Below are 24,932 nucleotides of genomic sequence, written 5' to 3'. Positions count from 1 at the left end.
TTTTGTTTCTACTTCGTCTTCTTTTGCTTGTGGATACTTCACGACTACTTCGGCATTTTCCATTGTTGGTGTTACTGCCACTGACGCTACACTTGGTTTATCTGGTGTTCCATAGTTTGCTACGGTTGGTGAAGCTTGTTCTGCCCAACTTCCTTGTGACCATGTTCCTTCTTCAAGTGCATTCGTTACTTTGTTTCGTTTGTTTGTTCTTGTTAGCGTAACAGTTTGCTCTACTTTTGGCGATACTTCTGTAGTTTCGTCGCTTGCATCTACATACTTAATTGTACGTGTGATGACTTTTGTTTCTACTTCGTCTTCTTTTGCTTGTGGATACTTCACGACTACTTCGGCATTTTCCATTGTTGGTGTTACTGCCACTGACGCTACACTTGGTTTATCTGGTGTTCCATAGTTTGCTACGGTTGGTGAAGCTTGTTCTGCCCAACTTCCTTGTGACCATGTTCCTTCTTCAAGTGCATTCGTTACTTTGTTTCGTTTGTTTGTTCTTGTTAGCGTAACAGTCTGCTCTACTTTTGGTGATACTTCTGTAGTTTCGTTACTTGCATCTACATACTTAATCGTACGTGTGATTGTTTTTGTTTCTGGAACATTTTCATACAAAGTATCATAAACATAAGTTACAGTAATTTCTTCGCTATTAATAACACCTTCAACTGGAGCAGAAGTTTCTTTAACTCGCATATATCTATAAGCTATTCCATTATATGTAAATTCATCAGGACGATATTCTTCTGTATCTACATTATAATCTTTTGTATAAGCTCTTTTTTCAATAGCTGTTATTGTTGGTTTAATCGTATTTCCTTGCATATCTTCATATGCAATTTTGACAGCTCCATTTTTTATATTTTCTATTTTAATAGTAACAGAAGCTACATTCGCCTCATTATATATTTCTTCTGCATTTGTTTTTGCTGCTGCTGAAATATAAGCTACCTGTTTATCTTTTGCATCTTTAGAAATTCTTGCTGGTACTAAAAATTCATTTGATAATCCCGGATTTAATGTAGTCCCTTGATTAGAAACAAACTTAACTGCTGTAACCTTGCTCCAATCTGTCACTTGATCAGCTGTTAAAGTTGTTGCTGAAGCGACTTCATTTGCATTTCCATTAATTGGAGAAGTTGAGTAGTATGCTGTCCATCCTGCAGGAGCTATTGCTTCTCCTGTAGCTTCCACATCAAATGCAGAATTACGAGCTATACTTGTATCAACAATATTCTTGTCCCCTTGTTTAGGTAATGTCACAAGCACTTCATTATTCGATAATTTTGAATTATCTGTATTTGATAATGTAAAACGATATGTCACATCTGCTTTTGGAGCTAAGTTCTGTAATGATGTTGTATAGCCTTCTCGTTGATCATTTTTATCAGTTACATCTACATGTAATCGTGTCGCCGATGTATTACTTACAGGAATTTCATAAGTGAAAGTTGATGTATTGATAATTCTCTTATCTCCATCAAACTCATTATTAGGATTTAATCCATGTAGGAATCTATTTTCATCCCAAACTAATGTATATTTCAAACGATAACTACCTGTTTGAACCCATTGTGCTACATTAAACTCTAAATTCGGAGTTACATTCTCACGAGTATTTGAATCTTTTGGGTCAATAATCAATACACGTTTACCAGTATTTTGATAATTATCATCTTTAGTTACAAGTGGGCTATCTCCTGCATAACTAAAACCATCCGGTAATTCAACAATAATTTTCGCATTCTTCGCTCCAAGATAATCTAATTTTTTATCAGTAGTAGCAAAGTGCGATGTTACTGTACTATATACACGATTCCCTAAACCTGAAGGTGAGTAATCATAAGCTTCTATTCCAGAACTTAAAGATTGTGTTTTATTCCCTGCTAGAACCGTTTCTATCTTCCCAGTTCTTGATGTCAGTTTTAAAGCTGTTCTAGCATCTGCTAAAATCGTTTTAGAAATACTTGTATTGACCACATCTGTATCTTGAGTTGAAACTTTTGCAGTAACGATACTCTTAGCTTCTTTTCCTTCCGCTACCATTTGTTTAGCTTTTTCTAAGCCTTTTAAGTTCTGATGTAAATAAATACCTGCCTGGCTTAATGTATTACTTGTAAAGTTCATCTCACCTTTTGGTTTTAATAAAACTCGGGTTGTACCTTCAGGTAAATCTATTGAAGTACCTCCATTCTTTTTAAAGGCAATTTCTCCTAACTTCGTTTCCGTTGTACCATTTACAGTATATACTTCAAACGTATTGCTGGTTCCTAGATTATCTGGCGCATACCAAGCTGCATATGCACCATTATTATTCCAGACACCATAAAATTCAATTGATCTCTTTTGATCAAAATCACTATCAATGGTTAACTCAACCTCTTTAACTTTTGTCGGAGTATCAACACTTCTCCAGAAAACTATAATTCTCTTATCATCTGTTTCCGTATTAATTCCAGGAATTGCAATATTCACTCTATTTTCATGATTTTGTTCATTAGTAAAGTTATTAATCACTAATGGGGGTTGCGCTCCTGCTGCATTTGGCGTTGCTCCATCTCCGTTATCTTTATATGGATTCACAGCCTTCACAACTAACGAAGTTGTACCTTGACTTGTATTTGTTTCCCCTGATTTATCTGTATAAGTTACATTGTCTGTAAATGTAAATTCTTTTCCTTTTAAAAACTCTTCTAATGTACCTGCTTGGCGCATATTAATACGAAGCGTATCATCACTAGTATTATTCCCTTGATCAAATACAGGCTTTGCATCTGTTATTGTTCTCGTATAACGAGCGATATTTCCTTCCTGTGTCCATCCTGCATTGATAGATGTTTCAGACACTACAGCTCCTGTCGGTAAAGTAACAGCATGTTGAATTTTATTGACAGCAGCAACTTCTTTATTTAATGTTGTTAATTTTAAAACTAATTCTTTATTCTTAGTTTCATCAATAGAGTCGCCGGGTGCATTGGTGTTAAATAAAGCTAAATCTCTAGCACCACTTTCACTGTCCACATGAATACTAGCATATCCACTCTTATTTGTATTTGCTACCACTGACTTAGTAGTCTTTTCAGGTGAAATTGGATTCCCATTTTTATCCATCACTTGAGAAGTGATAGAAGTTTGAGAATTACGGCCAGTTCTATATTTATCAAATTTATAACTAATATTGAAATTACCATAAGAACCACTTGGAACTTCTCCAGTATAAATCTTATACTGTGTATCCGTTACTTTTTCCACTCTTAAAGCTGTACCAAATTGTACATCAGTAATAGGTTCATTCTCAGGTAAATTCACTAAAATATAAGAACCTTCTTCTAATTTTGAAGGAGCTGATACATCTAATCTAAATGTTGAGATGATCTGTTCTCCTACATTATATTCTGTTTGATTTCCTACTAAATGGCCTTGTAAACTAACTTTATTTTCAGTTGTTGGTTGCGTCTGATTAGCAGTCGCTAATGTACTATTTGAAGTACCAGCCTCTCCTGTATTAGCTACAGATTCTGATGTTGAACTCGGTTGATTTGTTGAAGTAACTGGTACATAAGTAATTTTATATTTATTAATCCCAATAGATTGTAGGTTTGTTGCAGTAAATCCTGGATACTCTTTCTTTAATTGTTCAAGATTTTCTGAAAATTTTGATTTTAAAATAGCAACATCTTCTACTACTCCACCTGGTTTCTCATGAGTTACCATTACAAATTCTTGCGTATCTACTACTTCTGAATTACCTGTTCCAGTTCTGTTGTAACCACTATCTGTTACACTTGCAATCGGTGCATCTATTTCATCAGCTTCAACATGATAACCCAAAAAGAAGCCAGCCCCGATTAAAACACTCGCAGCACCAACTTTTAATTTTTTGATCGAATATTTTTCGTATCTATTTCCACAAAAATATCGATGATCTTTTTGTTGTCTCGACAATTTAAACATTGTTTACCACCCTATATATATATATATATATGCACTCACGAGTACATATATTCGTTTAATTATATCATATTTCAAAGTAATTTTTAAGTAATTTGTCTATTTTTTTCAAAATTATAAAATTTTGTGTCCTAGGTACAGAAAAATAATATTATTAGGCTACTTCCAAGTATGCTTGAATATATATTGCATAAAAATGTAAATAAATAGGGTGATAAATCATCTTTTAAAAAATGATAATATTTTTCAATCTCGACATCAAAAAAAGTAAGAGGCTGATAGAACCTTTTACTTTCATCTCATTATTTACGGTTTAATACGGTGCAACATACGTGGGAATGGAATAGCTTCACGGATGTGTTTTGTTCCTGCTGCGAAGGTTACCATACGTTCAATACCGATACCAAATCCACCGTGTGGTACAGTACCGTATTTACGAAGGTCAAGGTAGAATTCATACTCTGTACGGTCCATACCAAGTTCATCCATCTTAGCTACAAGGGCATCGTAGTCTTCCTCACGCATAGAACCACCGATGATTTCTCCGTAACCTTCAGGGGCAAGCAAGTCGGCACAAAGCACGCGCTCTGGATTTCCAGGAACTGGTTTCATGTAAAATGCCTTGATGGCTGCTGGATAATTCATGACAAATGTTGGCACACCAAAGTGGTTTGAGATCCACGTTTCGTGTGGTGAACCAAAGTCATCACCATGCTCAAGATGCTCGTAATCAGCATCTTCATCATTTTCATGTTCTTGCAAGAGGTCAATGGCTTGATCGTAAGTGATGCGTTTGAAGGGCTCTGCAATATAGCGTTTCAAGAGCTCTGTATCACGCTCCAAAGTTTCTAAGGCTTGAGGCGCACGATCAAGAACACCCTGTAGCAGAGCTTTTACATAAGCTTCTTGCAAGTCAAGTGACTCATCGTGTGTCAAGTATGAATACTCTGCGTCCATCATCCAGAACTCAGTCAAGTGACGGCGTGTTTTTGATTTTTCAGCACGGAATACTGGACCAAAGTCAAAGACACGACCAAGGGCCATAGCACCTGCTTCTAGGTAAAGTTGACCTGACTGGCTCAAATAAGCTGGCGTTCCGAAGTAGTCAGTTTCAAAGAGTTCTGTTGAATCTTCTGCTGCATTTCCTGAAAGAATTGGGCTGTCAAACTTCATGAAACCGTTCTTGTCAAAGAACTCATAAGTTGCATAGATAATAGCGTTACGGATTTGCATAACTGCCACTTGCTTGCGAGAACGGAGCCATAAGTGACGATTGTCCATCAAGAAGTCTGTTCCGTGTTCTTTTGGTGTAATTGGATAATCTTGTGATTCACCGATAACTTCGATATCTGTAATGTCCAACTCATAGCCAAACTTAGAACGCTCATCTTCTTTGACAATCCCTGTCACATAAACAGAAGTTTCTTGGCTCAAGCGTTTGATGACATCAAACTTTTCAGCTCCTACTTCTTCACCAAATTTTTCTACAAAGTTTGGTTTAAAGGCTACACCTTGGAAAAAGGCTGTTCCATCACGCAATTGCAAGAAGGCGATTTTCCCTTTTCCTGATTTGTTGGCAACCCAAGCGCCAATCGTCACTTCTTGACCAACATAGTCTTTTACATCAATAATCGTTACACGTTTTGTCATTATTTTTCCTTATCTTTTTCTTTTTTATTTTTCCATAAATGCTTTCAAGCGTTTAACCGCTTCTTTAAGCGTATCTAGGTCTGTAGCATAGCTGAGACGCACATTTTCTGGTGCTCCAAATCCTGCTCCTGTTATGAGTGCCAAGCCAACTTCCTCAAGAATAGCTGTTGTAAAGTCAGTAACATCCGTATAACCTTTCATCTCCATAGCTTTTTTAACATTTGGGAAAAGATAGAAGGCTCCTTGTGGCTTAACAACTTCAAAACCAGGGACCTCACATAATAGCGGATAAATGGTATTGAGACGCTCCTCAAAAGCCTGACGCATGATATCAACAGAATCCTGGGGTCCTGTTAAGGCTTCAATAGCCGCATATTGAGAAACAGATGTCAAATTTGAAGTTGTTTGTCCCGTCAATTTACTCATAGCTGCAATGATTTCAGGATCACCTACCGCATAACCAACTCGCCAACCCGTCATGGCATAGGCTTTAGATACACCGTTGATAACAATGGTTTGCTTACGAATTGCTTCTGACAGACTTGAGATTGGAACAAATTCATTTCCATTATAAACAAGGCGACCGTATATATCATCAGCTAAAATCAGAATATCATGCTCAACTGCCCAATTTCCGATAGCTAGTAATTCTTTACGAGTATAAATCATACCAGTCGGATTAGATGGTGAATTGAGAACCAAAACCTTTGTCTTATCTGTCCTAACTAGTTCTAGTTGATCCACCGTGACTTTAAAATCATTGTCTTCTTTAGCTTGAACAAAAACTGGAATCCCTTCTGCCATCTTGACCTGGTCTCCATAACTAACCCAGTATGGAGTTGGAATAATAACCTCATCTAAAGGATTAATTACAGCCATAAAGAAGGTATAGAGGGAAAACTTGGCACCTGTAGCAAAGGTAACCTCATTACTTGCGACAGAATAGCCATAGTAGCGCTCGAAGTAGGTATTCACTGCAGCTTTTAATTCTGGTAGACCTGAAGCTACTGTATAGAAGGAAGCCTGTCCTTCTCGAATAGCTTTAACTGCTGCATCCTGAATATTTTCAGGGGTGTGAAAATCTGGTTGTCCCAAGGTCAAGAAAAGGACATCCTTACCTTGAGCTTTTAATTTTTTTGCTCTCGCATCACTAGCTAGAGTGACACTTTCTTCCATTTCTAAAACACGCTTGGATAGTTTCATAGGCCCTCCTTATTGAGCAATGCTCCTGTTTCAAAATCTACTAAATAAAAATCAGATCCTGACTTAACTTCCCAGATTGGCTTGTTTTGATAACGGCCAAAGGTTATCTTATCAATCTCGCCTGCTCCTGTTTCCTTAGAAACAGCTTCTGCTTTTTCTTGTGAAACACCCTGATTTAGCCGATAAACGTAAATCTTATGGTCATCTTTTCCAATCAGGACAGCAAGCGCTTCTTGCTGTTTATTACGACCAAGAACGCTGTAATAGGATTCCAAGCCATTGTACAAATCAACCTGATCAGCCTGCTCTAATCCTGCATACTGCTGAGCTAATTTTTCTCCTTCACTTTTAGCTGTTTGATAGGGTCTCATACTCAGAAACACTAGATACAGAAAGGATGTACTGATAACCACAAACAAAATCGTCATCCCTAGACCATACTGCCACAGTAGATTATTTTTTGCTTTGTTTTGTCTTTTTTTCACTCGTCTATTTTACCATCTATTGGGCTTTATTACAAGTGAATATAGGAACAATCGCATTTTATTTCCACCTTCAAACAAAACAGATTTTTCTTGTTTAAAACCGAGCAAGAAAAGTAAAGACACAAGCGAAATCAACGTATCAAAAAACCTGAGCTTGGCACTCAAGTTTTTAGAAGTTCTTTTAATCTATGGTATTATTTTATCATCTATTCTTTTAGCCATTTTTCCTAAAAATATAGGCAGTAGAAGGCTAATCATGACTAAAAAGAAGCCTAGATAAAGAAATGCTACTACAAAGCCTAAATTGTCAATCAACCAGCCTGTCAGTGGAAAGAACACAATCATACTTAGGCTAAACATCATAGAATAGACACTCAGCATGGTTGCCCTTACTTCACTTGGAAGACGCCCTTGCAAATCATTGTCAAAAATCGGCTTAAAAAGAGCATGCAGAGCATTACTAATCAAATAAATCAGAATATAGATTAGAGGTGTTCCAAAGTAGGACAGCATATAGGTGATTCCAGTCAGCAGGACGAGAATAGGAAAAAGCTTCAAGGCAGCATATTTCTTTCCAATCTTACTCGCTAGATAGATTGCGAGGATATTCAAGAGACTTCCAAGTAGCATAACTGCTGAAATTTGCCAACTACTTAAATCTGGCAACTGATTTTGATAGTAAAAATAAAACATATACATGAGTGTTCCGACAATCTGAGATAAAATCATCCAGTTTAAAAGCATGGGATTTCTCTTCAACTCATCCTTAACAGTCCAAATAATCTGTTTCATGGTCACACTATCAGCTTTTTCTACTTTGACACTGGGTTCTTTCAGCATCCAAATCAGGAAAAGAACTATGATAGAAGTGGCAATCATGATATAGTAGGTCAGGTGCAATTGACCATGAACAAAAAATCCTGCTAGCACTGTCCCCAAAGACTGGGTTCCTTCTGACACTCCTGATATGAAACTTGAAATGGATAGATAACGCTCCTTTAGTCCAGCCTCTACAGCCGAGTCATAGACCATTGCTGCGCTTGTTCCTGAATCAAAATTATAAGACAAGGCACTTACAGCCATAGCTAGTGCATAAATCCAAAAATTTCCCTGACCAGCCAACATAAGAATAGAAGACACAATCCCTGCTATTCGACTTAAATAAAGGTTGGTCTTATAGGAATAACGATCAGCCAACATTCCAGATGGAATTTCACAGAGAAGACTGGTCGTATGAAAAATACTCTCCAGAAGTCCAATCTGCCAAAGAGACATTCCGTTTTGACTGAGAAAGAGAATCCAAAAACTGGTAATCCCTAAAAATGCAAAAAACTCAACTCCGGCCATCAGGCCAATATTTTTCCGATAATTTCTTATTAACATCTTTTCTCCTTAACAAGTGTATTATCATTTCTTTTGTCCGTCACTTGTTAATCTGTGTCTTACATGATCTCCACCCCTTTTTAGAAGCATTCTTCAATGCCATGATTGTTCCTTTAATTATTTATGAAATGATACCAGAAAATAGCTGTTCTGCGGTTTCTATTGCGAGTTCTCTTGTTTATTTTAGCACTTATATCATCATATTACAAGAGAATGTTAGAATACTCTTCGAAAGTCAAATGCATTTCAGTCACAAATGACTAGAGCTTCTGTAATTTTATAATTTTCAAATAAACTCTGAGCAAATTTCTTGCAAGTTGTTTTATTTTGTTGTAATATATTTTATAACAACTAGAGAGTTCTCGTAAATTTAAATAAAGGAGACACATCATGTCTAAAAAAGTATTATTTATCGTCGGATCACTACGCCAAGGTTCTTTCAACCACCAAATGGCACTCGAAGCTGAGAAAGCACTTGCTGGCCAAGCGGAAGTTAGCTACCTTGATTATTCAGGCCTTCCTCTCTTCAGTCAAGATTTGGAAGTTCCAACTCATCCAGCCGTGGCTGCTGCTCGTGAAGCAGTTCTCGCTGCGGATGCTATCTGGATTTTCTCACCAGTTTATAATCACTCAATTCCTGGAACAGTAAAAAACTTGCTTGACTGGCTATCTCGTGCCCTTGACTTGACAGATACACGTGGTGCTTCTGCCCTTCAAGACAAGTTTGTCACAGTATCATCTGTAGCCAATGCAGGTCACGATCAACTCTTCGCTATCTATAAAGACCTCTTGCCATTTATCCGTACACAAGTTGTTGGTAATTTCACTGCTGCACGTGTCAATGACTCTGCCTGGGCAGATGGAAAATTGGTTCTTGAAGAAACAGTCCTAAATTCACTTGAGAAACAAGCTCAAGACTTGGTCAATGCTATCAAGTAACTAAACTAACTAACATAATAAAAGCGAACAAGACTACTTTTCTGACACTCAGAAGGTTAGCTTGTTCGCTTTTTTCTCATTTATAAACTAATACTCAATGAAAATCAAAGAGCAAACTAGAAAGCTAGCCGTAAGCTGCTCAAAGCACTGCTTTGAGGTTGTAGATAGAACTGACGAAGTCAGTAACATATATACGACAAGGCGAAGCTGACGTGGTTTGAAGAGATTTTCAAAGAGTATAAAATAGCTGATGATAGCTGATGATACCTATTGTCCAATACAAAATATCTTTTATACTTCCTTAACAAAAACTAATTCCTGTTGCTGTGACAGGTCTTCTCGGAAGCTAAATCCTGCAAAGCTTAAACGACGAGCTTCCTCCACCGTCTGTACTTGATTTTCTATCAGGGCTGTCAGGAAGGCACCACGCGCTTTCTTAGAAATAGTTGAGTGAATTTTCAGCTGACCGCCCTTATCCTCCATAAATTTGAAGGTCACCATTTTTTCTCTAATTTCCTTAGAAAATACAGTCTCAAACTCGGATGACAAGAGAGAAAAAATCACTTCTTCCGTCTTCACAGCTTCATCATAGGCTACCTTCCAATGACTCTTCAAAGTCTTACCAGCGACTTTTAATTTCATCAAAAAGTCCAAACGGTGAGGGGCTATGGGTGACAAGGCTGGAACGACACCATACAAAGCCGAGGTAATGAAGACATGATTTTCAAGATAGGCTTGTTCTGCCTCGATCAATTTATCTCGCTTGATATGGCGGTACATAAGCCCATCAAAAAGTTTTAGAGCTGGATAGTGTTGAGCAGTTTGTGTTTTCAAGGCTTGGATATTTTGAAATTCTTCCGCCGCCTTCTCAGCTGATACCTTATAAAAACTCTCCAATTGACTGGCAGAATAGAGAGCCAAGGCATCAAGCACAGCCTGACTTTCTGGTCTTAAAGGAGCAGCTTTGATACTTGGCAAATCTGTGTTCATTTCTTTTGCGGTTGGGATTAAAATTTTCATATTGATAGTGTAGCATATTTTTTAACCACTACCAAGAAATTTACCTGAAAAACCTCGGTTTGACCGAGGCTTCTCTGTTTATTTTGGCTATCCTAACCAGATAGCTACGAGAACAAGGGCTGTATCAGCCAAGCTTGTTAAGTCTGAGAAAACCTATTTTTACTGTACTTTAAAGGTCTTGAGATAGTTGTCTTTCCCTACTTGACCTTCGAAGCCTTTACCATTTTCAAGGTAAGGGAGGTCATCGGATACAGAGGCCTTGACCTTGTAAATCTTGCCATCAACTTTAAAGAAGTAGACAGTATCGCCCTTGATGACAGCTGATTTAAGGTCTGCTACCACACCCTTGATAGTTTCTGTTGTTGCATTGTCAATTTCAAGGTCGTTTTTATTGGCGTACTTACTGAGAAGTTCTTCCACTGTAGTAGCTACGATAACATTTTGGTATTCGACTGCGTCCACCAGAGCATACTCTTTGACCAAGCCAGCATTGTCCTTCAAGCCCATGATGTAGAGAGGCTTGTCATTGAGGTTGATGAGGATTGGGAAGGTTGCCTTGTAGGATTTCTCTTGGACAGCACCTTCGGCTGATTCCCGGGCTGATTCTTCGGTCGCAGAAGCCAAGCTATACTTAGTGATTTCTCCTGTTCGCATATTTTCAAGAATGAAACCAAGATTACTTTCATCCGCATTAGCAGAAGTTACACCTGTGTAGAGGTAGATGTCATTGCCTATAGACAAGTAGTTATATCCCTTGGTAGTCTGGGTCACATTTTTCTTGGAAATCAAGGCATTCCAAAAACCGTCCTTGTACTTGCCGTTGTAGTTGATTTGCTCGATGGTTTCCTCAGCTGGATAGACCCTGTCCACCCATTCTGGAACATCTGCCAAGCTGTATTCCTGACTTTCTCCATTGGTAGCATCCAAGATAATGACTGAAACAGGACGAGGCACTGCTAGGCCAAATTTTTTTTGATAGACGGTTGCAACATAGAAAGGATGACCCTCATCATCTACTTCGAAAGATGGAGTCTTGAAGATTTTGGTTGGGTATTGAAAACGGAGGTGGCGTTTGACATCACGATTAAAGTACTCTGAATCCGAATACTTGATTGGTGTCTTCAAGTCCACCAAGTTGGCATTTCCTGTGACCATGTCCACCTTGATATACTCGCCGATTCCCTTAGCTTGATTATTAAACCACTTGATAGGGTCTGCGTATTCTAGTGGCGTAACCCGATAAGGCTTCCCATCAATCGTCAATTGGGTATAGGTGTCTGCCGCTACGTACTGCGACACCTTATCCGTTAAGGAACCCAAGTAGCGGTCGCCAATTTTTTCAGCAGTACTTCTATCTAAAATAGGAACCTTACTGGTGTCAGTCTTAGGAAATTCAGTAAACTCTTTTTCCGTAACCGTGACTACATTGGCATAATTTTTAGCCTGAAAAATGCTGGAAGTCACCAAGGAAACCAAGGCTGCTAAGAGAAGAATTCCTCCAATAGAAGCAAAAAGAATTTTCCCTAACCGATTGATTTTGAAATCCTCAAAATTTAAAGCAGCCTCCACCTTACCGTGGCGCACATGAACCGTTTTAAGCAGATTGATTCCCTTGCCAAAGCCAAATAAGATTGCCACAACTAACAAATGCCCACAGAGGAAAAAGAGAAATTCCCAGCTGGTCAGGTTAAGGGGGGGTAAGAAGATATACCAAGTCGTTGCAATAAAAATAAGTTCAAAGATTATCCGTTTCATTTGCTTTCCTCCTATATGATACGTCCATCTAAGTGATCCAGTTCATGCTGGCAAATCTGAGCTGGGAAGCCTGTCAAGGTAATGGTCTGTTCCTGCCACTTGCTATCACGATAAGCAACCCTTATGGTTTCATAACGCTTAGTAGGTCTCACACCTATCAAGGACAAACAGCCTTCCTCTGTCTCATAAGCTCCTTCAGAGGACAGGAGCACTGGGTTAAACATGATCATGGGAACCATGCCCAGATTAAAGATAATCACACGCTTCTGCACCCCAATCATATTGGCAGCTAGACCAACACAGGTCTCACGATTAGCAAGCAGGGTATCCTGCAAATCTCTGGTAAGATACAAATCATCCTGACTTGCCGGCTGAGATACTTGAGATAAAAACAAAATATCCTTCACAATTTTCTTTTCCACTTCCTCACCCTCCTCTTGATCTTTACTATATTATAGCAATTATAGCACAAAAGCCGATAACTGCAAGCCCTTTCCCTCAACTGTAGCAAAAAGCCATCCGAAGATGACTTTCATACATTTCTTTAAATCGCATTCTTATCAAAGCCGAGTTTTCGTTGCATAAACTTGACAATTTCTACAATAAGAATCATTGAGAAACTTCCTGCCATAACAATTGCCCATTGAGACAAGTCTAGTTTGGTTACGTGGAAGATACCTTCAAGAGGTTCTACCACGATTGTTGCCATAAGAAGAATGAAGGATACTAGGATAGACCAGTTAAAGGTCTTAGACTTGAACGGGCCAACTGTCAAGATGGATTGGTAGACAGATTTGACATTGTAGGCATGGAAGAGCTGAATCAAACCAAGGGTTGCAAAGGCCATAGTAAGGGCATCTGCGTGAATGGCATGATTGTCACCCACATGTACTGGGTAAGCAATCGCAAGACCATAAACACTCATAACAATAGCTGCTTGGAGTACACCTTGATAGATGATAGAAGTCAAAACACCACCTGAGAAGAAGCTTGCCTTGCGTCCACGCGGTTTATGATTCATGACACCAGGCTCAGCAGGTTCAACACCAAGAGCGATAGCTGGGAAGGTATCGGTTACCAAGTTGATCCACAAGAGATGAACTGGCTGCAAGACATCCCAACCAAACAAGGTTGATAGGAAGATAGTTAATACTTCAGCAGTATTGGCAGAAAGAAGATATTGAATAGTCTTTTGAATGTTTGAGAATACCTTACGCCCTTCTTCAACTGCAACGATAATAGTCGCAAAGTTGTCATCAGCAAGAATCATGTCAGAAGCTCCCTTAGAAACCTCTGTACCAGTGATTCCCATACCGATACCGATATCGGCTGTTTTCAGAGCTGGCGCATCATTGACACCGTCACCTGTCATGGCAACGACCTTACCTTGTTTTTGCCATGCTTTCACGATACGAACCTTATGTTCTGGAGACACACGCGCATAAACAGAGTATTGACCCACTACTTTTTCAAAGTCTTCATCAGATAATTCGTTGAGTTCAGCACCAGTTAAAACGTGTCCTTCTGTATCATTTGCATCAATGATTCCCAAACGTTTGGCAATAGCTTCTGCGGTGTCTTGGTGGTCACCCGTAATCATGATTGGACGGATTCCCGCTTCCTTAGCTACACGAACAGCCTCAGCAGCTTCCGGACGTTCAGGGTCAATCATTCCAATCAAACCAGTGAAGATAAGATCATTTTCTAATTCTTCAGAAATCAAGTTTTCTGGAATACTATCAATAATCTTATAAGCACCCGCAAGGACACGCAAGGCTTGGTGAGCCATTTCAAAGTTGTTTGTATGGATGAGGTTTGTAACCTTCTCATCAATGGGAGCAATATCCCCAGCTTTATCACGAAGAACACAACGTTTCAAAAGTTGGTCTGGCGCACCTTTGACTGCTACAAGGAAACGACCATCTGGCAACGGGTGAACCGTTGACATGAGCTTACGTTCAGAATCAAATGGCAACTCAGCCACACGAGGATATTTCTCTAAAAATCCTTTAACATCATAGCCCTTATCCAAGGCATACTGGATGAAGGCTGTTTCGGTTGGGTCACCAATCAGGTTGCCTTCCACATCGATTTTCGTATCATTTGCCAAGACAACTGAACGAAGAAGGGGCATTTCAAGACCTAGTTCAATATCATCAGCTGAGTCATGTAGGACTGCATCGTAGAAGACTTTTTCAACTGTCATCTTGTTCATAGTCAGCGTACCAGTCTTATCAGAAGCGATGATTTCTGTTGAACCAAGTGTTTCTACTGCTGGCAACTTACGAACGATTGAGTTTCGTTTGGCCAAAACTTGAGTACCAAGGGCAAGAACGATGGTTACGATAGCTGGGAGCCCTTCTGGAATAGCTGCAACAGCAAGGGCAACAGAGGTCATCAACTCACCAAGTGGATTTTTTCCTTGAATGAAGACACCCACTACAAAAGTAACAAGGGCAATGACCAAAATTGCATAGGTCAAGACCTTAGAAAGGTTGTTCAAGTTTTGTTTGAGTGGCGTGTCTGTCTCATCCGCATCTTGAAGCATGCCCGCGATGTGACCAACTTCAGTGTACATACCTGTATTGACAACAACACCTATCCCACGACCATAGGTCACGTTAGAGTTTTGGAAGGCCATGTTGACACGGTCACCAATACCTGCATCTGCAGCAAGATCGACTGTCAAATCTTTTTCAACTGGAACAGACTCACCTGTAAGAGCTGCTTCTTCGATCTTAAGAGAGTTGGCTTCTAGCAAACGTAGATCTGCAGGTACTACGTCACCTGCTTCAAGGGCAACGATATCACCTGGTACCAATTCTTTAGAGTCAATCTCTGCCATGTGTCCATCACGAAGAACGCGAGCAGCTGGACTAGACATGGATTTAAGGGCTTCTATAGCTTCTTCTGCTTTCCCTTCTTGGTAAACACCAAAGGCAGCGTTGATGATAACCACGGCTAGGATGATAATGGCATCTGCGATATCTTCCCCACCAGAAGTCACGACTGATAAGATAGCTGCCGCAACTAGGATGATAATCATCAAATCCTTAAATTGCTCGATAAATTTAACTAAGATAGAACGCTTTTCACCTTCTTCGAGTTCATTGTGACCAAATTCGGCAAGACGTTTTTCCGCCTCGCTTGATGACAGACCTTGCTCGGTCGCATCCACAGCCTGCAAGACCTCTTCAGGACTCTGAGTGTAAAACGCTTGGCGTTTTTGTTCTTTTGACATGTGTCTCCTCCTTGACATTGTGTGCAAAACAGACTCTCCTTTTTCATCGTATCTTTTTACGACAAACAAAAAAGAGACCTGTTAATCATAACAAGTCTCGCTGTTTAAGATAGTGCCGGAAAGCATACTTTTCAGTATAAAATTCGGAATGACGACACTATCACAGGTTTCTGCCAGCTACTCCCTTGAGTAGTACTATTATACCAAATTTTGAACAATTTTCAAGAATTAATATCCGATGAAACACTATCTGTATCAAAAGTACGATCGCTGATAATATATCTAGGACGACGTTTCGTTTCTAAATAAATCTTTCCAACATACTCACCAATTACCCCCAAACTAATCAATTGAACTCCACCAAGTAGGTTAACTATTGCATAGGTACTTGCCCATCCAGCCACGACTGTACCCGCAAACTTACTCCATACAACCCAAATAATCAATAAAAAACTAAATAGTGATGTCAAGACACCAAGACTTGTAATCAACCGAATGGGTTTGATTGATAAACTGGTGATACCATCCATAGCCAAACCAAGCATTTTAGATAGTGGATAATGGCTCTCACCAGCAATTCGTTCATGACGTTTATATGAAACGTAAGAGTATTTAAAGCCAACTAAGGGCATTAAACCACGAAGAAAAAGATTAACTTCTTGGAACTTCTCTAACTCCTGCAAAAATCTTTTTGATACCAATCTATAGTCGGCATGATTGAAAACAACTTCTGCTCCAAATAGGCGTAGCACCTTATAGAAACCTTCAGCTGTAATTCGTTTAAAAGCAGAGTCTGTATCACGGTTATCACGTACACCGTATACAATTTCAGAACCACTTTTATATTCTTCAATCATTTTATCCATACAATTAATATCATCTTGCCCATCAGCATCGATAGTAATAACAATATCAGCAAACTGAATAGCCTCATACATACCTGCAAGAACACTACTCTGATGCCCCCTGTTACGACTTTGTGACACACCAACCACAGAAGGAATAGATTGAGCATAACTTTCTATCAGTTCCCAAGTCCGATCCTTACTACCATCATTTACATACATAATTTTACTAAGATGATGGATTTCTTCTTTATTTACTAATTGTTCAATTTTTTCAACAAACATTGGATTAGTATGTGGTAGGACTTGCTCTTCGTTGTAACACGGAATAACTATATATAAAATTGGCTTCTGTCTACTCATCTTTTTCTCCTACTCTTTTTATCCCAAAAGGAAAGTTAGTTCCTCTAAACATCCAAACTATTGATTCACAGCCTAAAATTGTCAGTATGACCACAATACTTGTCGTTATATATTGATTTATAAAAATTCCAGTGTATTTATTAGATAATTCTTTAATCAATTTCTCTACTAATACTAAGACTATCGGTGAATGTACCCCATAGTAAATCAATGTTTTTTGTCCGATTGATTTTAAAATCGAACTTTCAGGCAGTGCTTTAAAAAATATCAGAACACTCCAAATTCCTGAAATAGCTGCTATGTAAAATAATAGATGATTTCCTATTTGTTGATAATATAAATCCACAGTCTGTTTACCACTTAACCTATAGTTTATCCCTCCTATAAGAAGGGTTAATAATCCCCCTACTGGTAAAAAATAAACTGAGAAGTACTTTTCTAATTGATGTAAATTATTCTTAGTCCATACTCCCAACAAGATAAAAATCATAGCTACAGGAACTAAATCAATATTCCAAATTAAATAATAATCTTTCTCATATACCTTCTGCCCTAAGTAAACTAAAAATAAGAGAGAAACAATTATCATCAACCACTGACCTGCATTCCATCTTCTCTTTAAAATAAAATAGCTGAAAATATGTGCCAAAAATAAAACATTCAAAAACCATAATTGATAATAAATATGTAAACGATCTGAAATCAGTAACTGTTTTATAAAATGAAGAATATTAAAAGCAAGAACTTGATCAGGATACATGACAAAAAGTTGAAACAAAAATACAAAACTGTTCAATATGAAAAAAGGAACTACTAAACTTTTCAACTTATTTAAACAATAGTCTGAAAAGGTCTTAAATTTTCTTACATTTAAAGTAAATCCAGATAAGAAAAAAAATAATGGTATATGAAATATATATAGAATCATTCTAGCAAGAGGAGGAACAAAGTTACTATGTCCAACAATAACTAGTATAATAGCTAAACCTTTAGCCATGTCAACATATCCAATTCGTTTTTTCATCTTATTCTCCTTTTTCTAATTTTAATCGATAAACGCTCATATCTGAAGTGACAGATTCAACCTCCTCAAAGTAAACATCCTTCTGATAATGTTCTTTCATAATTTTTTTAACACTATCTATATTCCCTGAGGAAGTGGACCAAAAGAAGAGAATATTCTGATTGTTGATTGCAGAAGATAACAGATTTTCAGGTTCTTCAACTCCATATCTCTTCATTTGTTGATAATAATGAGGAGAAAAAGTTTGCCAATTTCCTAATGTTGTCGTATTTGTCACTAACTGATTGGATCTTAATTTAAATGTTGCCAATGTAGGCTGTGAAGATACCAAAGTGTTATATCCACCGATAACAATAAGCTTATTCGAATTCCTTTGTATAAGAGACTGGTACTCTGATACTACTGACGATTGAATATAGGGAAACCAATACAGTTCTTGTCCAAGCTTATTTATCCATACTGCTCCTCCTAATATTCCCATTATTTGTATGCTAAGGAACACCTTCCTCTTATCAAATAAACTTCTTTTTTCATAAAATGACCGAGCATAAAAAATAAATACTAATAAGAAACATACTATTAGAGGGATATATACGCGCTCTACTACCCTCTGTCTAACAAAAAGAGCTCCAATTAAAAGTAAAGGGAAAATCGGTACAAACCATCCGTATAGCTTCTTAGGCTTAAAAATCAAGAACCAACCAATCAGCATTAAAGAGAAGGTTGTCAGAATACTATTCTTAAAAAAATCTGATATCATTTGATGCAGATTAAATGAGTATTTCTCTGGAAGAGAACGAACAGATTGAATGTTTGTTAAAAGAGTATTGCTTAAAGCTTTTTTTTCAGCAAATAACCAATAGGTGGAGACATTCAAATCATTCTCACTTACCCCCAAAGTTTTAAATTCATTCGCATGTCTTTGATAATCAATAGCAGGATAATCTCTCAAATTCGTACTTAGGGAATTCCATGTCAAATACTCCTGTACATCAGCTTTCCCTAGTGTATATAGTTTATTGGAAGCAAAAATCAGCAAAATGACGCTAAATAATAAAACAATTTCTTTTCTTTTTTTAGAAGATATCCACTCGAAGAGCAGAAACGGTAATAAAAGTAAGATAAAACTAGATATTATTTGTGGTCTAATTGATAAACCAATGAACAATAATGATAGTCCTGAAATGTACTTTTTATCAAATAGTAAAAAAGTAGCCGCTGTAGCTGACAAATATGCAATAACGGAAAAAGAAAAATATTTAATAAGTATCAATTGAACTAAAAACACTATTGGAAGCAAAAGATACAATTTTTTCTTATAAAAAAAGATTGCATAGACGCCAAAACTAATACAGTAAATACTAACTAAAAAACAAAAATAAATATTCCAATTTGTAAAAATTTGTTGCAATAAAACTAAACCGGAAGATAACAGAATTCCCATATAAGGTAATAACATATTTTCCCCAGATAATATGGTTTGATTTACCATGATATCATCTACAACAGGATATTCAAAACCTCTAAATAATATATAGAGATAAAAAAATAAAAATGGAAAGAATAAAACACTTAAGCTAATTAGCCTACTGAGCATATTTTTATTTATCATTACAGACTCGCTTTCGAATAAATATTACCCTTTAATTCTAGCACATTTCCTTATAAAAAACTAGCTCACCTCCAACCTTGTAACCCTATATCGTTTGAATTTTCCCTTGAAAACCAGTATAATGGTAGAATGCTATATGACTAGAAAGGAAGTTGAATGAAGCAATCTATCTCAAATCTGAAATTGGCTGAACGTGGGGCCATTATTAGTATTTCGACCTACCTACTCTTGTCTGCAGCCAAGTTAGCAACTGGTCATCTCCTTCATTCATCCAGTTTGGTGGCCGATGGTTTTAACAACGTATCGGACATCATTGGAAATGTGGCTCTCTTGATTGGAATTCGTATGGCTCGCCAGCCTGCAGACCGTGATCATCGTTTTGGCCACTGGAAGATTGAGGATTTAGCTAGCTTAGTTACTTCCATCATCATGTTCTATGTGGGATTTGATGTTCTTCGAGATACCATTCAAAAGATTCTTAGTCGAGAAGAAACGGTTATTGATCCTCTGGGTGCGAGTCTAGGAGTCATTTCTGCAGCGGTTATGTTTGCAGTTTATCTCTATAATACTCGCCTCAGTAAGAAATCCAACTCCAAGGCCTTAAAGGCCGCAGCTAAGGACAATCTTTCCGATGCCGTTACCTCACTTGGTACTAGTATTGCCATCCTAGCTAGCAGTTTTAATTATCCGATTGTGGATAAATTGGTTGCTATCATCATCACCTTCTTTATCTTGAAAACTGCCTATGATATCTTCATCGAGTCTTCCTTTAGTCTTTCAGATGGTTTTGACGACCGTCTGCTGGAAGACTACCAAAAAGCTATTATGGAAATTCCAAAGATTAGCAAGATTAAATCACAAAGAGGTCGTACCTACGGTAGCAATATTTACCTGGATATCACTCTTGAAATGAATCCTGACCTGTCGGTTTTTGAGAGTCATGAAATTGCAGATCAAGTTGAGTCTATGCTAGAAGAACGATTTGGTGTTTTTGATACTGATATCCACATTGAACCTGCTCCCATTCCTGAAGATGAAATCATGGACAATGTCTATAAAAAACTCCTCATGCGCGAGCAATTGATTGACCAAGGAAATCAGTTAGAAGAACTCCTAGCCGAAGACTTTGTCTATATCCGCCAAGATGGAAAACAGATGGACAAGCTTGCTTATAAATCTGAAAAAGAGTTAGCTTCTGCTATCAAGGATATTGAAGTTACTTCCATCAGCCAAAAAACCAAGTTAATGCGTTATGAATTAGATGGCATTATTCATACCAGTATCTGGCGTCGCCATGAAACTTGGCAAAATATCTTTCATCAAGAAACAAAAAAAGAATAGAAAAATCCTGTCCATGAGACGGGATTTTTCTATTCTTCTAGCTATCAAACTCACTTAGATACTCATAGCGTTCGTATTTTTCAAGGAGTGCTTCGTTTTTCTCATCTAGCTCTTTCTGAAGAATGGCTAATTTCCCAAAATCAGAACCATTGGCCTGCATCTCCTCTTCAATAGCAACGATACGGTTTTCCAAGGCTTCAATATCGCCTTCAATGCTTGCCCACTCCTGCTTTTCTTGGTAGGTCATGCGTTTCTTATCTTCACGGACCTTGACCACTTTTTCTTTTTCTGCCTTTTGCACTTGATTGACCATATCTGTTTCAAAGACTTTTTCATCTAGGTAGTCGGTGTAATGACCAAAGAAAGGACGAATCTTGCCATCCTCAAAAGCGAGAATCTTGGTCGCTACCTTATCCAAGAAATAGCGGTCGTGACTAACTGTCAAGACAGGTCCCGCAAAACCTTGCAAGAAATTCTCCAAGACTGTCAAGGTTGCAATATCCAGGTCATTGGTCGGCTCGTCTAAGAGGAGAACATTTGGTTTTTCCAAGAGCAATTTGAGGAGATAAAGACGTTTTTTCTCTCCCCCAGACAATTTCTCAATCAAGGTTCCATGCGTCGAACGTGGGAAAAGGAACTGCTCCAGCAACTCTGCAATCGAAGTCGTAGAACCACCAATGGTCTTGACCTCTTCTGCCACTTCCTGCAGGTAATTGATCACTCGCTTGCTCTCATCCAATCCCTCAATTTGCTGAGAGAAATAGGCAATGCGAACTGTTTCCCCAATCACAACTTGTCCTGCTGTCGACTCAAGACTTCCTGCAATCAGATTAAGCAGGGTTGATTTCCCAACACCGTTATCCCCAACGATTCCGATACGGTCTTTGGCCTGCACCAAGAGATTAAAATTCTGTAAAATTGGCTTATCATCATAGGCAAAGGAAACATCCTTAAACTCGATGACTTTCTTCCCGATCCGACTGGTTTCAAAGTTCATGGTCAAGTCTGTCTCAGCACTACTGCCTGAAACTTCCTTTTTCAGGTCATGGAAACGATTGATACGAGCCTGTTGCTTGGTCGCACGCGCCTGTGGTTGTCTGCGCATCCAGGCCAGTTCTTGCTTATAGAGTTGTTCCTTTTTATGGAGAAGAGCTGCGTCGCGCTCGTCCTGTTCTGCCTTAAGGCGAACATAGTCCTGATAATTCCCTTGATACTCGGTCAATCCAGCTCGATCCAACTCGAAAATACGTGTTGACAAAGCGTCTAGGAAATAACGATCATGAGTGATAAAAAGGACGGTCTTCTTGGAATTTTTTAAAAAGAGGGTCAGCCACTCAATAGTCGCAATATCCAGATGGTTGGTCGGTTCATCCAGAAGCAAGAGGTCGTGGTTGCCAAGTAAGACTTGTGCCAACTGAACCCGTCTTCTTAGACCACCTGACAATTCTCCAACTAGTGTAGACAGTTCTTGAATTCCTAGTTTACTGAGAACTGTTTTAACCTGACTCTCAATTTCCCAAGCATGAAGTGAATCCATCTCTGCCATAACTCTTTCCAAACGAGCTTGTTTATCTTCACTATAGTTGAGCATAAGGAGTTCATACTCACGAATGAGTTGGATTTCTTTTAAGTCACTTGATAAAACAGTATCTAGGACTGTCTTACTGTCGTCAAAATCTGGATCTTGGGTCAAGTAGCCAATCTGATAATCATTTTTAGCAGAAAAAGGACTGACATCCCCATCAAAGCCAGAAATACCAGAAAGGACATCCAAGAGAGTTGTCTTACCTGTACCATTAACACCAATGAGACCAATCCTATCCAAATCATGGATAATAAAAGAGATATCTTTAAAGACAGTCTTATCTCCAACAGATTTGCTTAATTTTTCAACAATAAAATCACTCATTTTTTCTCCCTCAAATAAGCATGAATGGCTTCTAGGTCGTTTTCCAAATCTCCATCTACAATGGCATACTCAATCTCTGTTAAAATTTCTCCCAAATCAGGGCCCGGCTGGTAACCATATTCCTTGATGAGAATACCTCCATTGATCTTGATTTCTTTTTTATCATGAATGGTCAGACTCTGGTAGGTTTCTGTGATGACTTGTGGGTTGACTAGTTTTCCCTGAGCCTGACGAAGATTTTCAGCCTGAATGAGTAAATCCAAGTCAAAACGATAACAATCGCGCTTGCTTAATTCTCCTTGTTCCCGCAAAGCTAAAATAGTCAGTAAATCCTGTACCTGCTTGGCAAATTGGCGTGAAGTCTTCCAAGCTTTCAAAAATGGCTGTGCATTTTCAATCTCCAAAACCCACAGTAAAGCCGCCCATGCTTGTTCAGAGGATTCAAAAGTAAAATCAGTCTCCAAATCAAACAGTCTGTTGAGCTTGTCCTGGCTAGATGCCATATCAGGGAGATAGTCATAAGCTTGACTCTCAATCATGGAAGCCAAGCCCCTTCTCCAAAAGGGAGCCAGCAAGAGTTTATCAAACTCGACGAAGGTACGCTCTACAGAAATTTTCTCCAACAAAGGAGTCAAGGTCTGCATAGCTGTAAAGGTATCTTTCTCAATATTAAAACCAAGACTAGCTTGAAAACGAAAACCACGCATAATACGAAGTGCATCTTCATTGAAGCGTTCGCTAGCAATTCCTACTGCCCTCAAGACTTGATTTTCCAAATCGTCTAAACCATGGAACAAGTCAATGATTTCCCCTGTCTCGTCCAAGGCAAAGGCGTTGACTGTGAAATCACGACGCTTGAGGTCTTCTTCTAGCGAGCGAACAAAAGAAACCGCACTGGGTCTGCGATAGTCCACATAGACATCCTCAGTTCGAAAAGTAGTAACTTCATACTCCTCATCTCCATCTAGAACCAAAACTGTTCCATGCTCGATTCCGATATCGGCCGTGCGGGAAAAAATCTGCTTGGTTTCCTCTGGATAGGAGGAAGTAGCGATATCCACATCATGAATGGGACGATTAAGGAGGGCATCTCGAACAGAACCTCCAACAAAATAGGCCTCAAAGCCCGCTTCTTTAATTTTTTCTAATACTGGTAAAGCCTTCTGAAATTCAGAAGGCATTTGTGTTAATCTCATAATAAGTGTTCTAATCCATAGACAAGCTCATGACGCTTGACAACTTCTTTAATTCCCAAATTCACCCCTGTCATGAAGGAGCTGCGATCATAGGAGTCATGACGAAGGGTCAATCCTTCTCCCTGATTGCCAAAAATGACTTCCTGATGAGCTACCAAGCCTGGCAAACGAACTGAGTGGATGCGCATGCCATCAAAGTCAGCACCACGGGCACCTGCAATCAGCTCTTCCTCGTCTGCTACACCTTGCTGGATAGACTCTCGAACCTCTGCCATCAACTCAGCTGTTTTAATGGCTGTTCCACTCGGAGCATCCTTTTTCTTATCATGATGGAGCTCGATAATCTCCACATTTGGGAAATATTTGGCAGCCTGCGTTGCAAATTGCATGAGCAAGACAGCACCCAAGGCAAAGTTAGGAGCAATCAAGCCACCCAAATCTTGTTCACGAGAAAATTCTTTTAGCTCTGCAATTTCTTCACTTGTGAAACCTGTTGTTCCAACTACTGGAGCAAAGCCATTTTCAAGAGCAAAGCGTGTATTTTCATAGGCAACAGCTGGAGTTGTGAAATCTACCCAGACATCCGCTTCAAATCCTGCTAAATCAACCTTATCCTTGAAAACAGGAATACCCTGCCATTCTGACTCAGACTCAAAAGGATCCAAAACTGCTACCAAATCCAATTCTGGATCAGCCAAGACCATCTGACAAGCAGCCTGCCCCATCTTTCCCTTAAAACCAGCAATAATTACGCGAATACTCATCTCTACTCCTGTCTAAGATACAAAGCCTGTAAGAACACAAAGTGAAAATAGGAGTTCTGATCAAGGAGTGTCTACTCCTTGGAAGAACTATCTTTTCACACAGGGTTCCAGGCGTATTCAATTATCAAGATACAAAGGACCTTAGCTGTCCATGAAAAATAGGGAATGGCGCTGACTTTCCATGAAAGGCAAGACAGGCATTTTTTCAAGATGCAGATAGTCCATGTTCAATTTCTAAGATACAA

17 protein-coding genes are annotated in these 24,932 nt (G+C 38.7%); 2 read left to right on the top strand and 15 right to left on the bottom strand.

Annotated features, from left to right (window positions below; translation table 11 throughout):
* From QZ114_RS04955 to QZ114_RS04935, 5 genes are all read right to left on the bottom strand, one after another.
* A partial coding sequence (locus QZ114_RS04955) for a YSIRK-type signal peptide-containing protein (RefSeq protein ID WP_295500242.1) occupies positions 1 to 3,960 on the bottom strand: 3,960 nt, incomplete at its 3' end.
* A 303-nt stretch (positions 3,961 to 4,263) separates the two neighbouring features.
* Entirely contained in the window at positions 4,264 to 5,610 is a 1,347-nt protein-coding gene (gene asnS, locus QZ114_RS04950) for an asparagine--tRNA ligase (RefSeq protein ID WP_185952574.1), read from the bottom strand.
* A 21-nt stretch (positions 5,611 to 5,631) separates the two neighbouring features.
* Positions 5,632 to 6,810: a pyridoxal phosphate-dependent aminotransferase gene (locus QZ114_RS04945; protein WP_295500239.1), complete on the bottom strand. Its 1,179-nt coding sequence runs from the start codon at positions 6,808 to 6,810 to the stop codon at positions 5,632 to 5,634.
* Entirely contained in the window at positions 6,807 to 7,295 is a 489-nt protein-coding gene (locus QZ114_RS04940) for a DUF5590 domain-containing protein (RefSeq protein WP_295500236.1), read from the bottom strand. Before QZ114_RS04940 ends, QZ114_RS04945 begins: the two co-directional genes overlap by 4 nt.
* Positions 7,296 to 7,481: 186 nt before the next feature.
* Entirely contained in the window at positions 7,482 to 8,678 is a 1,197-nt protein-coding gene (locus QZ114_RS04935) for an MFS transporter (RefSeq protein WP_295500233.1), read from the bottom strand.
* Between the two features lie 390 nt (positions 8,679 to 9,068).
* Here QZ114_RS04935 and QZ114_RS04930 point away from each other — a divergent pair, with 390 nt between their 5' ends.
* Positions 9,069 to 9,617: an NADPH-dependent FMN reductase gene (locus QZ114_RS04930; RefSeq protein ID WP_295500230.1), complete on the top strand. Its 549-nt coding sequence runs from the start codon at positions 9,069 to 9,071 to the stop codon at positions 9,615 to 9,617.
* A gap of 291 nt (positions 9,618 to 9,908) precedes the next feature.
* Here QZ114_RS04930 and yaaA read toward each other — a convergent pair whose 3' ends face one another.
* From yaaA to QZ114_RS04895, 7 genes are all read right to left on the bottom strand, one after another.
* Complete coding sequence (gene yaaA / locus QZ114_RS04925) at positions 9,909 to 10,637, bottom strand: peroxide stress protein YaaA (protein ID WP_295500226.1); 729 nt, start codon at positions 10,635 to 10,637, stop codon at positions 9,909 to 9,911.
* Positions 10,638 to 10,796: 159 nt separating this feature from the next.
* Positions 10,797 to 12,392 (bottom strand): hypothetical protein, encoded by a 1,596-nt coding sequence (locus QZ114_RS04920; RefSeq protein ID WP_295500223.1) that lies wholly within the window; start codon positions 12,390 to 12,392, stop codon positions 10,797 to 10,799.
* 11 nt (positions 12,393 to 12,403) lie between these two features.
* Positions 12,404 to 12,814, bottom strand: a complete 411-nt coding sequence (locus QZ114_RS04915) for a peptide deformylase (protein WP_295500220.1) — start codon at positions 12,812 to 12,814, stop codon at positions 12,404 to 12,406.
* A 122-nt stretch (positions 12,815 to 12,936) separates the two neighbouring features.
* Complete coding sequence (locus QZ114_RS04910; protein WP_295500217.1) at positions 12,937 to 15,633, bottom strand: cation-translocating P-type ATPase; 2,697 nt, start codon at positions 15,631 to 15,633, stop codon at positions 12,937 to 12,939.
* Positions 15,634 to 15,854: 221 nt separating this feature from the next.
* Complete coding sequence (locus tag QZ114_RS04905) at positions 15,855 to 16,841, bottom strand: glycosyltransferase family 2 protein (protein ID WP_295500214.1); 987 nt, start codon at positions 16,839 to 16,841, stop codon at positions 15,855 to 15,857.
* Entirely contained in the window at positions 16,834 to 17,865 is a 1,032-nt protein-coding gene (locus QZ114_RS04900) for an acyltransferase family protein (protein ID WP_295500212.1), read from the bottom strand. Before QZ114_RS04900 ends, QZ114_RS04905 begins: the two co-directional genes overlap by 8 nt.
* 1 nt (position 17,866) lies before the next feature.
* Positions 17,867 to 19,357 (bottom strand): hypothetical protein, encoded by a 1,491-nt coding sequence (locus QZ114_RS04895; RefSeq protein WP_295500210.1) that lies wholly within the window; start codon positions 19,355 to 19,357, stop codon positions 17,867 to 17,869.
* Positions 19,358 to 19,633: 276 nt separating this feature from the next.
* Here QZ114_RS04895 and mntE point away from each other — a divergent pair, with 276 nt between their 5' ends.
* On the top strand, positions 19,634 to 20,818 hold the full coding sequence (mntE, locus tag QZ114_RS04890) for a CDF family manganese efflux transporter MntE (protein WP_295500207.1): 1,185 nt from the start codon (positions 19,634 to 19,636) through the stop codon (positions 20,816 to 20,818).
* A 37-nt stretch (positions 20,819 to 20,855) separates the two neighbouring features.
* Here the strand turns inward: mntE and QZ114_RS04885 are convergent, their stop codons facing one another.
* From QZ114_RS04885 to dapB, 3 genes are read right to left on the bottom strand one after another with little or no spacing between them, the layout of a single operon-like run.
* Entirely contained in the window at positions 20,856 to 22,727 is a 1,872-nt protein-coding gene (locus QZ114_RS04885) for an ABC-F family ATP-binding cassette domain-containing protein (protein WP_295500204.1), read from the bottom strand.
* Positions 22,724 to 23,923, bottom strand: a complete 1,200-nt coding sequence (locus QZ114_RS04880) for a CCA tRNA nucleotidyltransferase (protein WP_295500202.1) — start codon at positions 23,921 to 23,923, stop codon at positions 22,724 to 22,726. The genes QZ114_RS04885 and QZ114_RS04880 overlap by 4 nt, the downstream gene beginning before the upstream one ends.
* A complete protein-coding gene (dapB, locus tag QZ114_RS04875) occupies positions 23,920 to 24,687 on the bottom strand; it encodes a 4-hydroxy-tetrahydrodipicolinate reductase (RefSeq protein WP_295500199.1) in 768 nt (255 codons plus the stop codon). The genes QZ114_RS04880 and dapB overlap by 4 nt, the downstream gene beginning before the upstream one ends.
* Between the last annotated feature and the right edge of the window lie 245 nt (positions 24,688 to 24,932).

This window comes from uncultured Streptococcus sp. (assembly GCF_901875575.1).
In the GTDB taxonomy this organism is placed as follows: Bacteria; Bacillota; Bacilli; order Lactobacillales; family Streptococcaceae; genus Streptococcus.
This window is presented reverse-complemented; position numbering and strand designations above follow the sequence as displayed.